Source organism: Nonomuraea sp. LPB2021202275-12-8, assembly GCF_037044575.1.
Lineage (GTDB): Bacteria > Actinomycetota > Actinomycetes > Streptosporangiales > Streptosporangiaceae > Nonomuraea.
The window spans coordinates 243,591-257,872 of the sequence record NZ_JBAHWD010000009.1 but is presented as its reverse complement, the minus strand read 5'-3'; the positions used below and the strand labels follow the sequence as shown (position 1 = coordinate 257,872).

Annotated in this window: 14 protein-coding genes and 2 pseudogenes; 10 read left to right on the top strand and 6 right to left on the bottom strand. The window is 69.7% G+C overall.

Annotation, left to right across the window (positions count from 1 at the left end; genetic code table 11):
* Nucleotides 1-10 precede the first annotated feature (10 nt).
* Entirely contained in the window at nt 11-1,378 is a 1,368-nt protein-coding gene (locus tag V5E28_RS19900) for an ABC transporter substrate-binding protein (protein ID WP_336208439.1), read from the bottom strand.
* Nucleotides 1,379-1,975: 597 nt separating this feature from the next.
* On the opposite strand from V5E28_RS19900, the gene V5E28_RS19895 reads away from it, so the two are divergent.
* From V5E28_RS19895 to V5E28_RS49560, 3 genes and pseudogenes are all read left to right on the top strand, one after another.
* Complete coding sequence (locus tag V5E28_RS19895; RefSeq protein WP_336208438.1) at nt 1,976-2,932, top strand: zinc-dependent alcohol dehydrogenase; 957 nt, start codon at nt 1,976-1,978, stop codon at nt 2,930-2,932.
* Nucleotides 2,929-3,714: a sugar phosphate isomerase/epimerase family protein gene (locus V5E28_RS19890; RefSeq protein ID WP_336208437.1), complete on the top strand. Its 786-nt coding sequence runs from the start codon at nt 2,929-2,931 to the stop codon at nt 3,712-3,714. Before V5E28_RS19895 ends, V5E28_RS19890 begins: the two co-directional genes overlap by 4 nt.
* Nucleotides 3,711-4,889: pseudogene (locus V5E28_RS49560) on the top strand (MGH1-like glycoside hydrolase domain-containing protein); the annotation flags it as partial. The gene V5E28_RS19890 and the pseudogene V5E28_RS49560, both read left to right, overlap by 4 nt.
* A gap of 9 nt (nt 4,890-4,898) precedes the next feature.
* Here the strand turns inward: V5E28_RS49560 and V5E28_RS19885 are convergent.
* Both V5E28_RS19885 and V5E28_RS19880 read right to left on the bottom strand, forming a co-directional pair.
* Complete coding sequence (locus tag V5E28_RS19885; RefSeq protein ID WP_336208436.1) at nt 4,899-6,008, bottom strand: zinc-dependent alcohol dehydrogenase; 1,110 nt, start codon at nt 6,006-6,008, stop codon at nt 4,899-4,901.
* Nucleotides 6,001-6,951, bottom strand: coding sequence for a Gfo/Idh/MocA family protein (locus tag V5E28_RS19880; protein ID WP_336208435.1), 951 nt, complete (start codon nt 6,949-6,951; stop codon nt 6,001-6,003). Before V5E28_RS19880 ends, V5E28_RS19885 begins: the two co-directional genes overlap by 8 nt.
* A gap of 106 nt (nt 6,952-7,057) precedes the next feature.
* On the opposite strand from V5E28_RS19880, the gene V5E28_RS19875 reads away from it, so the two are divergent.
* The 3 genes from V5E28_RS19875 to V5E28_RS19865 all read left to right on the top strand — a co-directional run bounded on the left by V5E28_RS19875 (nt 7,058) and on the right by V5E28_RS19865 (nt 10,073).
* Nucleotides 7,058-8,032, top strand: a complete 975-nt coding sequence (locus V5E28_RS19875; RefSeq protein ID WP_336208434.1) for a glucosyl-3-phosphoglycerate synthase — start codon at nt 7,058-7,060, stop codon at nt 8,030-8,032.
* A complete protein-coding gene (locus V5E28_RS19870) occupies nt 8,029-9,150 on the top strand; it encodes a glycosyltransferase (RefSeq protein WP_336208433.1) in 1,122 nt (373 codons plus the stop codon). The genes V5E28_RS19875 and V5E28_RS19870 overlap by 4 nt, the downstream gene beginning before the upstream one ends.
* A gap of 233 nt (nt 9,151-9,383) precedes the next feature.
* Nucleotides 9,384-10,073, top strand: a complete 690-nt coding sequence (locus V5E28_RS19865; RefSeq protein WP_336208432.1) for a carbon-nitrogen hydrolase family protein — start codon at nt 9,384-9,386, stop codon at nt 10,071-10,073.
* Here the strand turns inward: V5E28_RS19865 and V5E28_RS19860 are convergent, their stop codons facing one another.
* Nucleotides 10,074-10,868: a universal stress protein gene (locus V5E28_RS19860; RefSeq protein WP_336208431.1), complete on the bottom strand. Its 795-nt coding sequence runs from the start codon at nt 10,866-10,868 to the stop codon at nt 10,074-10,076.
* Between the two features lie 77 nt (nt 10,869-10,945).
* On the opposite strand from V5E28_RS19860, the gene V5E28_RS19855 reads away from it, so the two are divergent.
* The 4 genes and pseudogenes from V5E28_RS19855 to V5E28_RS19840 all read left to right on the top strand — a co-directional run bounded on the left by V5E28_RS19855 (nt 10,946) and on the right by V5E28_RS19840 (nt 12,832).
* Nucleotides 10,946-11,260: a hypothetical protein gene (locus V5E28_RS19855; RefSeq protein WP_336208430.1), complete on the top strand. Its 315-nt coding sequence runs from the start codon at nt 10,946-10,948 to the stop codon at nt 11,258-11,260.
* Nucleotides 11,261-11,347: 87 nt separating this feature from the next.
* Nucleotides 11,348-11,635, top strand: a complete 288-nt coding sequence (locus V5E28_RS19850) for a hypothetical protein (protein ID WP_336208429.1) — start codon at nt 11,348-11,350, stop codon at nt 11,633-11,635.
* 12 nt (nt 11,636-11,647) lie between these two features.
* Nucleotides 11,648-11,908 (top strand): annotated as a pseudogene (locus V5E28_RS19845) (phosphatase PAP2 family protein); the annotation flags it as partial.
* 9 nt (nt 11,909-11,917) lie between these two features.
* Nucleotides 11,918-12,832, top strand: a complete 915-nt coding sequence (locus tag V5E28_RS19840) for a threonine ammonia-lyase (protein WP_336208428.1) — start codon at nt 11,918-11,920, stop codon at nt 12,830-12,832.
* 66 nt (nt 12,833-12,898) lie between these two features.
* Here the strand turns inward: V5E28_RS19840 and V5E28_RS19835 are convergent, their stop codons facing one another.
* Nucleotides 12,899-13,483 carry a hypothetical protein gene (locus V5E28_RS19835; RefSeq protein WP_336208427.1) on the bottom strand — a complete coding sequence of 195 codons (585 nt, stop codon included), beginning with the start codon at nt 13,481-13,483 and terminating at the stop codon, nt 12,899-12,901.
* A gap of 120 nt (nt 13,484-13,603) precedes the next feature.
* Complete coding sequence (gene mscL, locus V5E28_RS19830; RefSeq protein ID WP_336208426.1) at nt 13,604-14,035, bottom strand: large conductance mechanosensitive channel protein MscL; 432 nt, start codon at nt 14,033-14,035, stop codon at nt 13,604-13,606.
* Between the last annotated feature and the right edge of the window lie 247 nt (nt 14,036-14,282).

Sequence of the window (14,282 nt, the reverse complement as noted above, 5' to 3'; positions counted from 1 at the left end):
CCTCCGCCGCTCACTCGCGTATTCCGCGCTTGATGGTCTCGACCTCCGTCTTGGCCTGCGTGGCCGCGGCCTGCGCGGTGAGCGAGCCGTCCACGATCCCGCTCAGCGCCGTGGGCACCGGCAGCTCGCCCATCGTGGCGCCCACGAGCTTGCCCTGGCCCTGCGGGATGCCCCAGCGCCCGAACGTGTCCGGGCTCTTGCGCAGCGCGTCGAGCACCTCGGCGGGGAAGACGTCGGCCAGCGGCTTCTTGGTGTCGACTCCCGCGGGCAGCTGGTTCCACTTGTCCTCGAACCCCTTGCGGGTGGGGAACTTGCCCTCGGGCGCCATCCCGATCCACCGCTCGTAGCCCTCGTTCATCATGAAGCTGACGAACTTGGTCGCCGGGTCGGTGGCGGAGTCGCGCATGACGGCCCAGGAGACGATCTCGCCATACTGTGCGGGCGCGCTCCCGTCGGGCCCCTTCAGCGCGGTGACCACTCCGGTGTTCTTGGCCAGCCACTCGGGATCCTCGCGGCACTCGGGGCAGCTGGGCAGGGCGTCCTTACGCAGGCCGGCCAGCTCGTCCAGGATGAACGACGACCAGATCGTCATGGCCGCCTTGCCGGCGAAGTAGGTGGCCCTGGTGGAGTCGACGTCCTGCATGCCCTTGACCGAGTGGCTCTTGGCCAGGTTGGAGTAGAACTCGAAGGCCTTCACGCACGGCGGCGCGTCGAGGGTGACGTTGCCCGAGCCGTCGACGAGCTGGCAGCCGTTCGCCAGGGCGACGTGCTCGAAGCTCTGCGCGGTGAAGGAGTCCTTGGGCGCGATCGCCAGCGTGATGCCGGCGGTCCCGCCGGAGTTCAGCTTCGCGGCCGCCGCCTCCAGCGCCTCGTAGGTGTCGGGCGGCTGCAGCCCGGCCTTCTCGAACAGGTCCTTGCGGTAGAGGATGAGCTGCGCCCATCCGTCACTGGGCACGGCCAGCAGCTTGCCTCCGGAGCTGTCGAGCTCCAGGGCCCGCGGCGAGAACGTGTCGCGCCCGAGCTGATCGACGATCTTGCCAGGGGTCTCGGTGTCGAGCAGGTCGTTGGCTTCCAGCTCGCGGATGGAGGCCAGAGGCAGCGCTCCGATCACGTCGGGCAGGTCGCCCGCCGCGGCGGCGGAGGTGACCACCTGGCTGAATTGGTCCTCGGCCACTCCGACGAGATTGACCTTGATTCCGGTCTTCGCGGTGAACTCTTCGATGATCTTCTTCTGCACGGCCATCCGGTCTTCGAGGTTCTCCTCGGTCCAGACCGTGATCTGATTGATGGCCGTTGGTTCGCTGTCGTCGCCGCACGCAGCCAGGCAGGTCGCTGCCAGCAGGGCGGCGGAGAGGACGGCGGTTACCTGTTTCGGCATGGCACGCACCTCCGGTGGGGATATGCCGCCCTTACCCTCGGACGAGATGGCGCAACGTGTGCCGTGCGATACCGAGACCGGTCTGTTCTCTTCCCGTCGCCGGCTCTTGTCGTCCGTTCTCCTCCGCCACACCGGTCACTTCCGGCTTCACCTGCGTCTATCGGCCCGGGCGCGGAATGTTCTGCCTGCCGGGCACACGGGCAAGCGGAAGTCCGTTCTGCGCGAAAGATTCTCGCGACTCGATCACCCTGGTAGCGCCGAAACGCTCGGTCTGATCGGATTTCGGTCACAGCCGAAGAGGCTTCCGGTCCGGGTGGCGATGTACGGAATCATGCGGGATGACCTGGTGTTGAGTGCCGGTAAGGTCGCTTTCCGGAAGACACACTGTCAGAAACCCCAATTGCATCAGCTGCCTCTGGCAGAAGTCGTAGACTTACGAGTGTTCCGGGCGTAACTATGGTGTGCAAACAACAACTAATTGATCGACTTTTGCCTGATCAAAAAGCGTAAGTGTGGGAAATGCGCGTCATCACCTTCCAAGAGCCAGGCCTTGTCTCCGTCAGCCTGGAAACGCCCGCCGAGCTTGTGCCGGGGAGCGTGCGAGTCCGCACTCTGTACTCGGGCGTCTCCGCGGGCACAGAACTCACCGCCTACCGCGGGACCAACCCCTATCTCAGTCGCAGGTGGGACACCGAGCAGCGTCTCTTCCTCGACGGCAACACCCACGCCTACCCGCTCACCGGCTGGGGCTACCAGGAGGTCGGTGAGGTGGTGGAGGCGGCGCCCGACGTCGCCGACCCGCCCATCGGCAGCCTCGTATGGGGCATCTGGGGCCACCGCACCGAGGCCGTCCTACCGGCCGCCAAGCTCGTCGGCCACGTGCTGCCACCCGGCGCCAACCCGATCGACGCCGTCTTCGCCCGAGTCGGCGCCATCGCGCTGAACGCCGTGCACGCCGCCGACATCCATCTCGGCGACCAGATCGCCATCTTCGGCCAGGGCGTCATCGGCCTGCTCGCCACCCGGCTCGCCGTGCTCAGCGGCGCGCGGGTGGTCGCCGCCGACGCCATTCCGGCCCGCCTGGAGCTCGCCAGGAAGTACGGCGCGGCCGAGACGTTCGACGTGCAGTCCGGATCGGTCGCCGAGTTCATGCGCAAGCGGGTCGAGGGCGCCGACACCGCCATCGAGCTGAGCGGCAGCCACCTGGGCCTGCAGGAGGCCATCAGAACCGTGCGCAAGGGCGGCAGGGTCGTGGCCGCCGGCTTCTACCAGGGCGACGGGATAGGGCTGCGCCTCGGCGAGGAGTTCCACCACAACCACGTGCAGCTCGTCTCCTCCCAGATCGGCGGGGTCGCCTCCTGGCTCTCCCACCGGTGGGACGTCGAGCGCCTGCAGCGCACCTTCATGGAGGTCGTGCACCGCGGCGACATCGACGTCACCGACCTGATCAGCCACGTCGTCCCCGTCGACGACGCCGCCGCCGCCTTCGACCTGATCGACAAGCACCCGTCAGAGGTGCTCCAGCTCGTCTTCACCTTCGAGGAGTCACAGTGAAGCTCGCCGCCCAGGAGCAGCTCCTGCCCGGCCGTTCTCTGCAGGAGAAGTTCGCGTTCGCGGTCGACGCCGGGTTCGACGCGATCGAGCTGCGAGGAAAGGGCGACTTCCACTTCGCGGGCCGGCTGACCGAGCTCAAGCGGGCGCTGGCCGACGGCGTGGTCATGCCGACCGTGTGCGTGGACATGCCGCACTTCATCGGTGACTTCGACCCGGCCAAGCGCATGGACGCGATCCAGCAGCTCAGGTCGCAGCTGTCGGTCATCGGCGAGCTCGGCGGCATCGGCGTGATGACGCCGGCCTCGTGGGGCCAGTTCTCCCTCAGGCTGCCCCCGTTCGTCCCGCCGCGCAGCGCCCAGGAGGACCGCGAGGTGCTGGCCGAGGCGCTCGGCATCCTCGGCGAGCACGCCCAGCGCAACGGCGTGCTCATCATGCTGGAGCCGCTGAACCGCTACGAGAACCACATGGTCAACACCCTGGCCGGCGCCGTCTCCTACTGCGCCATGGACTCGATCAGGATCGTCGGCGACACCTACCACATGAACATCGAGGAGGACGACCCCTGCCGCTCGCTGGCCGAGGCCGCCCCCTACCTCGCGCACATGCAGATCAGCGAGTCCAACCGCAACCAGCCGGGCACCGGCCACCTCGACTGGGGTGCACAGCTAGGCACCCTGGACGCCGTCGGCTACGACGGCTATCTCGCGCTCGAGTGCCGACTGCGTGGCGAGCCCGAGATCGTCCTTCCCCAGACAGCCGCCTTCATCAGGAAATTCCTATGATCCTCCGCGACGCGGTGCGTGTACTGGTCGACAACTGGGACGGGGGCTACACGGTCCCGTCCCGCAGGCTCTACCCCCACCAGTGGAGCTGGGACTCCGCCTTCATCGCCATCGGCAACGCCCAGCTGTCGCCCCGCCGGGCCAGGTCCGAGCTGCTGTCGCTGTTCGGGGCGCAGTGGCGCGACGGCAGGGTGCCGCACATCGTCTTCAACCCCAAGGTGCCGGAGGGCGCCTACTTCCCCGGCCCCGAGTTCTGGGAGGCGCGCTCGCCCTCCGGCTCGGCGACGTCCGGCATCGTGCAGCCGCCCGTCCACGCGCTGGCCGCCTGGCGGGTCCACCAGGCCGAGCCCGACGTGGCCTTCCTGCGCAGGATCTATCCCCGGCTGGTGGCGCAGCAGCACTTCCTGCGCACCGCCAGGCGCTCGCCCGAGGGGCTGATCTCGATCGTGCACCCCTGGGAGTCGGGCATGGACAACAGCCCGGCCTGGGACGAGCCGCTCGCCGCCGTCGAAGCGGGCCCCAGCGGCTACAGCCGCAAGGACCTCGACCACGTCAACGCCGAGGAGCGGCCCACCGACCGCGACTACGCGCTCTACACCACGCTGGCCCGCGCCTACCGCGACACCGGCTACCGCCGGGCGGGCGCGTTCCAGGTCGAGGACCCGCTGTTCAACGCCGCCTATGGGGCGGCCGAGCAGGCGCTCGCGCACATCGCCGACGCCTGCGGGTTCGACCCCGAGCCGCACCGCGCCGAAGCCGCCGCGACCACCGCCGCGATGATCGAGCACCTCTACGACGACGGCCTGTTCCAGGCCCGCGACGTGCGCACCGGCTGCCTGATCCGCTCCAGCAGCGCCGCCGGCCTGGTCCCGCTCATCCTGCCGGGCCTGCCGCGCGAGGTCGCCAACGCGCTGATCGGCACCGGGCTCGACCGCTTCGGACTCAAGGACGGGGTGCTGCCGAGCTTCGCCCTGGCCACGCCCGAGTTCGACCCGGCCCGCTACTGGCGCGGGCCGAGCTGGATCAACCTCACCTGGCTCGTCTGGCAGGGGATCAAGGACCGCCGCCCCGACCTGGCCTCCTCGCTGGCCGACGGCATGATCAACGCGGTGTCGCGGTCGGGGTTCCGCGAATACTTCGATCCCTTCACCCTGGAGGGTCACGGATGCCACGACTTCAGCTGGTCAGCCGCCCTCATCCTCGACGTGGTCGCTGAGCACGGCCTGCACGGTGTGACGCCGCCGGTCGGCGAGCTCGGCCAGCAGGCGGGGGCCTTCGGCAAAATCGACGACATCGGTGATCACGTGCCGGCGTAGCAGGTCGCCGCGCTGCCTGAGCAGGCCGATCGTCTCGTGGGACAGCCGCTCCCTGTCCCACGCGTGAGCCAGGCCGCGCGGCACCCGGCCGATCTGGGCGCAGCGCAGTGACAGCCCGTTGTGGTGAAACTCCTCGCCCAGCCGCACCTCGTCCGCGCCGTGCGTGTAGAAGGCCAGATCGACCGCGGTGCCCTGGGGCCGCAGCAGCTTCAGCGCCAGGGCCAGCGCCCGCGCCTGCCCCCGGCACTGGAAGACCACGTCCGCGCCCCGGTCGTTCGGCCCGTGCCGCCAGCGCCGCTTCAGCTCCACGGCCGGGTCGTCGCCGGTCGCCAGGACGTTCGCGCCCAGCGCCTCGGCGATCGCGAGCCGGTCGGCGGTCTCGTCCACGACCACGACCTCAGCCGCGCCGTACGAGATGGCGAACGACGCCGTCAGCAGCCCGACCACGCCCGCCCCCACCACCACGACGCGCCGGCCGCGCACCCCGTCGCCGAGCTGCTGGACGTTCGGCCCGTGCAGGTCGGCGGCGGCGTGCAGGAGGCCGTTGGCGCAGATCGGGCCCATGTGGGCGACGTAGATGCCGAGCATCGCGTCGAGGTCGTCCGGCAGCTCCACGAAGCGGTCCTGCATCGGGTCGGCGACATAGCCGGTGCGGTGCCCGTAGGCCATCGCGACCAGGCGGCCCTCGCGCACCGCCCGGGTGCGGGCCTCGACCACCCTGCCCACCTGCATGTAGCCGATGCCGCGCACCGGATAGACCACCGACGGCGTGCCCTGCTGGAACAGGCCGAGCGCGGGATCCCAGGTGGAGGTCAGGTAGGGATTGTCGCCCTTCACGTAGGTGAGCTCGGTGCCGGCCGAGATCCCGCTGTGCGTGGTCTCGACCCGGAACCCGCCGTCGGGCACCTCGCCCAGCTTGTCCTCGACCAGCGTCACCTCGCCCGGCGCCTCGATGCTCAGCACCTTGCCGCTAGCCATCGAGCGTCACCGGCTCCCGCTCCCGTGCCGACCGGGCCAGCGCGAGCGCCAGCCGGTGGGTCTTCAGTGCCTCCCGGTACGGGGCCCGCACGTCGGCCTCCTTACCCTGCACGGCGTCGACGAACGCGCGATCCACCATCGTCTTGGCCTGCCCGCCGTCCTGGACCTGCCGCTGCCCGTCGACGACCAGCTCCGTCTCGCTCAGGCCGAGCGCGATGCCGTCGGCGTGCACCTCCAGCCCCACCCGGTGCTTGTGCCGCAGCAGGCAGGTGGTGGCCAGCAGGCCAGCCGCCCCGTCCGCGAACCGCAGCACAGCCGCCGTGGCGTGGTCGATCTCTCCGGTCGCCGAGTTCTCGGCCGGCACCGCGTGCACCATGCTCACCTCGCCCACCAGCAGCCGCGCCAGGTCGAGGACGTGGACCGCCTGCTCGACGGTCTGGCCGCCGGACATCGCCGGGTCCAACCACCAGCCGACCGGAGGCACCTTGTCAAGCCAGTGGCCCATCGCCAGGCGGACCGGGCGGCCGGCGAGCAGCTCTTTTGCCTGGTCGAGTATGTCCAGGTAGCGCCAGTGATGACCGACGGCGGAAGGCAGGCCGCGCCGGTCGATCTCGTCAGCGATACTTTCTGCGGTTTCGAGGTCAAGCGAGAGAGGCTTCTCCACAAAGATCGGGATATTGCGCGACAAGATGTCGAGCTCGGGGCTACCGTGCGCGAAGGGAGGCACGCAGACGTAGACGGCGTCCAGGCCGCCGGCCTCCAGCAGGTCGGCGTGGCCGCCGTAAGCGGGGGAGTCATGCTTCGACGCCAGCGTTTCGGCCCTGCGGGGGTCTGTGTCGGCGATTCCGGCGATCGTAACATCCGGGAAACCGGACAGGACGTCTGCATGCCTCGCGGCGACATTTCCGGCACCTACGATGCCAATACGGGTAGTGGGGACCATAACCCGGCATATCCCACCTCTAGCCGAAAACAAACAAACATGTTCGAAGACGCATGGCTAGGGCAGATGTCGCCGACCGTGACCTGAAAAGATCGGGGTTGACTGCATGGAGACAGATCTGCGGGCCTTGGCAAGGGCCCAGGAGTGGTACGGGCCGCACTCGAGCACGGCAGCGGATTGGCCGGTCGAAGCACTGCTCCTTGCCAAGGGGACGACCACGGTGAGCGTCGTGCTGCCGGCTCGTGACGAGGAGTCGACAGTAGGCGACATCGTCACCGTGATCCGCCGTGAGCTCGTCGAGCGGACGCCACTCGTGGACGAGATCATCGTCGTGGATTCGAACTCCACCGACGCGACCGCCGTCCGGGCGGCCGCCGCGGGAGCGCGGGTCGTGGCGCAGAACGCCGTGCTCTCCCACCTTCCCCCCCTCACCGGCAAGGGGGAGGCGCTGTGGAAGGGGCTGGCCGCCTCCAGCGGCGACATCGTCGTCTTCGTGGACGCCGACCTGCGCAACTTCGCCTCCCACTTCGTCTCGGGCCTGCTGGGGCCGCTGTTCGTCGACCGGGACGTCCAGTTCGTCAAGGCCGCCTACGAGCGGCCCTTCACGGGGGAGGACGGCGTGGTCCGGCGCGGTGGCGGCGGGCGCGTCACCGAACTGGTCGCCAGGCCACTGCTGAACATGTTCTGGCCGGAGCTGTCCGGCTTCGCGCAGCCGCTCGGCGGTGAGTACGCCGCCCGCCGCGAGGTCCTGGAGCAGGTGCCGTTCGTCACCGAGTACGGGGTCGAGTTCGGCCTCCTGGTCGACCTCCTCCAACTGGTCGGGCTGGACGCCATGGCTCAGGTCGACCTGGGCACCAGGACCCACAGCCACCAGTCGGTCACCGCCCTCGGCCGCATGGCCGGGCAGATCATGGCCACCGCCTGGTCGCGGCTGGAGCGTCAGCGCAGGGTGCTCTCCTCTGAGTCTCCCTCTCACACACTGCTGCAGTTCGGGCACGACGGGAAGGCCGATCTGGTGGACGTGGCCGTGTCAGAGCGGCCTCCACTGGCCTCCCTTGTTCTGGAGGAGGATGTGGCATGAACGTCCTGGTGAACGCGGGGCCGTGGCTCCAGGTCCCGCCCCCCGGCTACGGCGGAATCGAGAACGTCGTCGCCACGCTGGTCCCGGCGCTGCGCGAGCGCGGAGTGCGGATCATCCTGGCCTCGGTGGGTTCGAGCACCCTCGAAGTGGACGAGCTGATCAGCGTCTTCGAACAGGGCCAGTTCGCCCACCTGCAGAAGCCGTACAATCAGGTGATGGGCATCGCGCACGCCCACCAGGCACGGGTGGCCGGCGAGCTGCGCCGCCGCGACGACATCGACCTGGTCCACGACCACCTCGAGGTCGTCGGGCCCGCCGTCCTGTCGGCCATGGACGGCCCGCCCGTCCTGCACACCCTGCACTGGGACCTGCGCAAGCACGCCGCCTTCTACCGGTCGTTCCCGCAGTCGATCGCGGTCAACGGCGTCTCGCACTCCCAGCTCGCCCGCGCTCCCAGAGCCGTGCAGGACGCCGCGCTCGGCGCCGTCCACCTGGCCACCCCGCTGGCCGACCGCGACCTGCGCGTCGAGCAGGGCGAGCACCTCGTGGTGATGGGCCGGATCTGCGGCCTCAAGGGCCAGCACATCGCGGCCAGGGTCTGCCAGAAGCTGGGCCTGCCGCTGGTCCTCGCGGGGCCGGTGAGCGGCCTCAACAGCCCGGCCGAGCTGGAGGTCGTGGCCCAGGACCCCTACCACCCGCTGCACGGCCACCCGGACGTGCGCTACTACGTCGACCACATCTCCTCCTACCTCGACGGCGACCTCATCGAATGGGTCGGCTCGGTGGGCGGCGACGAGCGCGACACCCTCTACGCCTCGGCCCGCGCGGCCCTGTTCCCCATCCAGTGGGACGAGCCCGGCGGCACCGCCGTCGTGGAGGCCATGGCGCTCGGCGTGCCTCCGGTGGGCCTGCGCCGGGGCTGCCTCCCCGAGATCATCGACCACGGCCGCACCGGCTTCCTCGCAGACACCGAGGAGGAGCTGGCTGAGTGGGTCCTGCGGGTGGACGACCTCGACCCCGAGGAGTGCCGCCGCGAGGCCCGGGCCCGCTTCTCGCCGTCGGTCATGGCCGACCGCTACCTGGAGCTGTACCAGCAGGCGGTCACGCGCGGACGTTGATCGCCCCGCGGCGATACGGCGCGGGAAGCTGAAGGAGTTGATCCGCCTTGCGACGCCCGGCGAACGAGCGGCAGTCGTACAGGAGCTGAGAAAGCAGCCACAGGACGCGCGCCATCCGCAACTCGGGGGACGGGTGGCCACGCGGGCACCCAGCGAGGACGTGCCGTTCTTCGATGAAAGGATGGCCATCACCCGGGTCGGCTGTGGTGGCGGTTCCTTCTTTGGAGGCCCTTGTGCTCGTGCTGGCGGTGGCTCAGCCGGACTGCGTGTCGTACGACGTAGAAAAGAACGCGGTACGGCACGCGGAGATGGTGCGAAGAGCGGAGGCAGGGGTGGTGATATTTCCGGAACTGTCACTTACGGGGTACCACCTGGACGCTCCAGCGATCACCGTGGAAGATTCGAGGCTGGGGCCGATCGTGGAGGCTTGCGCGGAGGCGGGGGCGGTGGCCCTGGTGGGGGCACCGGTCAAGGAAGAGGGGCTTGAGTACATCGCGACGCTGACGGTGGACGGCGACGGGGCCAAAGTGGCCTATCGCAAGGTCCACGTGCATGCTAGCGAGGAACGGTTCGCCGGCGGGGAGCGGTCCGAGGTGATCGAGGTGAACGGCCTGCGGCTGGGACTGGCGATCTGCCGGGACATGGCGGTCGCGCAGCATGCTGAAGACACCGCCGCGCTAAGGATCGACGTCTATGCGGCTGGGGTGGTTCATCAGGCGGCAGAGGTGGCGGTCCAAGAAGAGAGAGCGCGACGAATCGCCACCGATCACCGTGTCTGGGTGGCGGTGGCGAGCTTCGCGGGACCGACCGGCGGTGGCTTCGAGCACACGGCCGGGCGCTCGGGGTTCTGGAGGCCGGGTGGCGACCTGGTCGCTCAGGCAGGACCGGAGCCGGGGGAGGTCGTCCGGCTGGCCATCGGCTAGCTAGGAGAATCCGCGGGGCAGCACGGCGACGGGACAGGGGGAGGCGCGCAGCAGCTTCATGGCCAGCTCGCCGATGAAGACCCGGTGCGGCTGGGCGTCCTCGCTGGCCGCGCAGACCAGCAGCTCACCGGGCAGCCACTCGGTCGCGGCGACGGCGCTGACCACGTCGTGCCCCTCGGAGACCTCCGCCTCGGCCTCGATGCCGGTGCCCTCCCAGGCCAGGCGCACGGCCAGGGCGAGGTCGTCCCTGAGCCGCCCCTGGTCCTCGGTCCGCAGGTCGAACGTGATCAGGCGGAGCGGCACATCCAGCCTGAGGGCGGCCTGCGCCACCCGCTCGACCGCCGTGTCGCACTGCGGGCGGTGCACGTAGGCGAGCGTGAGCCGGGAGGGGCGCTCGGGCGGCTGGTAGCCCGCGGGTGCCAGCATCACCGCCTCCGGCGACAGGTGGAGCAGATGGTCGGAGGTGCTGCCCAGGTGGATCCGGTCGCGCGGGCCGCCGTCCGCCGAGCCGGCCACCACCAGGTCCGCCCTGATCCGGCTGGCCAGCACCGACAGCCCGCGACCGGCGCCCCTGCTCTCGAACGCCATGAACTCGGCCGGCACGCCCTCCAGCAGGGCCGCCGCGTGCGCCAGGTTGGCCTGCGCCTCGACCGCCTGCCCGGGGCTGCCCGGCGGGTAGATCGTCGCCACCGTGAGCTCGCCGCCGGTGACTCCCGTGATGGCGGCACCAAGGACGAGGGCGTCACGCCCACCCGAGTCGTCGGTGTAGCCGACGATCACGTGCTCTCCGATCACGAGTGCCTCCATACCCGCTCTGAGCTGGGAATACGCGGCCTCCTGGCAGAGTTGTAAACACCCGGAGGCGGAAACAATTGAAGATCACTCTTGACACGAAGTTCAACGGCTCAATGGGCCTGATCACCCTCGGCGACGCGGTCGCGCAGCTCAAGGCTCAGGATCTGGCCTGCAAGGTTCCCCCGGCCGCGGTCGAGCGCAAGGGCGCCGCGTTCGTCACCTGCGTAGAACGCGGTTTCACGCCGCTCCGCAGCGAGATCATGGCCGCCTGCTACCTCGCCCAGCGTGAGGCCGCGACCGAGGAGTTCGGCCGGGGCGTGATCACCGAGGTCGAGCTGCAGCAGAAGCACCTCGACCTGACCCGGGCGTTCCTCGGCGGCGCCTTCGCCTGACACGCGCGCTCGTCCCTTTGGTCGAGGCGAAATCGTAGATCCACTCGTAAGGTCGTGTCCATCACCTGTTAACTGATTGGACACGAGTTGTACCGCGACATCGTCGATTTCGCCCTCACCACGCCAGCATGGCTGCACCCCCTCGCCGAGGTCGGCACCGATGCCGGGCTGTTCATCTTCGCGGCGCTGTTCGTGCTGTGCTGGTGGCGGGCCAGGAACGCGCCGGCCCGCGAGCTGGCGCTGACCCTCGTCGGTCCGGCGGGGGTCGTGGGCGCGTACGTCACCAGCGAGGTCGTGAAGATCCTCGTCAGGGAGGACCGGCCGTGCCGGAACGGGATCGCGACGATCGCCGCGTGCCCGCCCGTGGACGACTGATCCTTCCCCAGCAACCATGCGGTGATCGCCGCCGGGGCCGCGGGGGCCCTCATCCTGACCTGGCGCTCCCTCGCCTGGGTGGTGCTCCCGCTGGCGGCGGTCATGGCGCTGTCGAGGGTGTTCGTCGGCGTGCACTACCCGCACGACGTCGCCGCCGGGTTCCTGATCGGCCTGGTGCTCGGCCCGCTCTACGCGCTGCTTCTGGTCGGCGCCGTCACGCCGGTCGTCCGGCTGGCTCGCACCCGTCTGTCGTCAGCCGCCCCGCGATCGTAGGGTGAGAGCATGCGGCTGGTGACGATCGAGGACATCCGGGCGGCGGCCGAGCGCATCGAGCCGGCGGTGCTGCGCACCCCGCTGGTGCCCGTGGGAGACGTGCACGTCAAACCGGAGAGCCTGCAGAGGGTCGGCTCGTTCAAACTCCGCGGCGCCTACAACGCCGTCGCCTCGCTGCGCCCCGCCGGGGTGGTCACCCACTCCTCGGGCAACCACGGCCAGGCGCTGGCCTACGCGGCCAGGTCTTTCGGGGTGCCGTGCGTGGTGGTGGTGCCGGAGGGCACGCCGCAGGTCAAGACCTCGGCCATCGAGGCGCACGGCGCCGAGCTGGTGATCGTGCCGCGCGAGCGGCGCCTCAGCGAGGCCGAGAAGCTGGCCGCCGAGCGCGGCCTCACCATGATCCCGCCCTACGACCATCCCGCAGTGATCGCCGGTCAGGGCACGATCGGCCTGGAGATCGTCGCCGACCTGCCCGAGGTGGACGTCGTGGTGGTGCCCGTCAGCGGAGGCGGGCTGATCTCCGGCGTCGCCGCCGCGGTCAAGGCGCTGCGCCCGGAGGCCACCGTGATCGGCGTCGAGCCCGAGCTGGCGGCCGACGCCGCCGAGAGCCTCGCGCTCGGCCGGCCGGTGGTCTGGGAACCGGCCCGCGCCTTCCGCACGATCGCCGACGGCCTGCGCGCCCACCTGTCGGAGCTGACGTTCGCGCACCTGCGCGCGCACGTGGACGGCATCGTGACGGTCTCGGAGGACGAGATCCGCGCCGCGATCCGCCACCTGGCCGTGACAGGCCGCCTGGTGGCGGAGCCGAGCGGCGCGGCGGCCACGGCCGCCTGCCTGTCGGGCCGGATCCCGGCGGGGCGCACGGCCGTGCTGTTGTCGGGCGGCAACGTCGACCCCGCGCTGTTCCGCGAAGTGATCTCCTAGGACCAGCCTGAGCGGCGGCACCCCGGGATCATGAATTCGGGGGCGCGGAGCCCCACGGGGCAAGCCTCAGCCCGCCGCGGCGGTCCACTCGTGCCGGCCGAGGAACCCGCGCTCGCCCGTCGCGTACTCCTGGAAGGCCCGCTGCACCTCGTCGAGCTCCGGCACGTCGGCCCGGACGAGCTCGTCCTCCTTGTACTCCAGCTCGTAGCCGGGGGAGACCTGGATGAAGTGCCGCCCGAAGTTGACCAGGGCCACGAACGGGTTCTGCGGCGACAAGGTGGCGAGCACGTCGTGCACCAGGCCCAGGTCGGGGTCGTGCACCATCATGCCGTCGCCGGTGTGGAGCTGCATCCCCTCGTAGACGCCCAGCGGCGCGACGTTGTGCACGAGATCGCGTTGCGGGTCGTAACACGCCATGCCGTGCGCGCGGGCGACCGCGAACACCTGACCCGACATCTCGTCCATCGAGTCCAGATCCATCGTCACCAGCACGTGATCCCGGAAGGCCGTGACGACGCCGGGCAGCTCCTTGGCGATGCCCGGCAGCTCCCCGGTGACGGGCTCGGTCTTCTTGACCTCGAGGTACGAGGCTCGCGCCTGGTCCCTGGAGATCGGCTCGGGCTCGTCCCAGACCAACAACTCAACGCTCACCCGTCCATCTTGTCGAACCCGTGCCGCATCTGCGCAGGTACTGGCCCGAAGAACGCGAAACCCACGTCCCACCAGCCCTTCGCCCGCGTGGCGTCCAACCCCCAGACGCGCGAACGGGCCCTATGCCGGATCCACTGCGGGCTTCTCGGAGTCGGGAACCAACTCGACCGTGCAGTACATGCAGCGGCGAGCCTCTGCCGGGATGTCGCTGACGCACTCGGGGCACTGCTTCGTCGTCGCGGCCTTGTTCCGGTCGAGCAGGCCGACCAGCCGGGTCATCGGCATCACGATCAGCCAGTAGACGACGGCCGCGATGATCATGAACGCGATCAGGTGGTTGAGGAAATCGCCGTACTTGAACTCGCTGCCGTTGACGGTGAAGGAGTATTCGGCGAAGTTGGGCTGCCGTCCACCCGTGATGGCCCCGATCAGCGGCGTCACCATGTCCGTGACCAGGGCCTGGACGAGCCCGCTGAAGGTGGTCCCGATGATCACCGCGACCGCGAGCTCGACGATGTTGCCGCGCAGGATGAAGTTCTTGAATCCGCCCATGGCAACGCTATGTAGCCGGTCAAGCGATGGTCAAACGCGCCCGATCGTATCGCCGGCCGGGAAGCTTCTCACCGCGCGTCCCGATGCTCGCGGGACCCCCGCAGAAGAGGTGAGGACCTCGGTGGTTAGCGGCCCGAGACAGGGTACGTGGTGATCAGCCCCGGGCGGGGGAAGGTACGACATGCCGTCGTGGGCGTACGAGGCCGGGCTTGTCCGGTGGAGCGGGAGAACAGAACATGGGAATGAC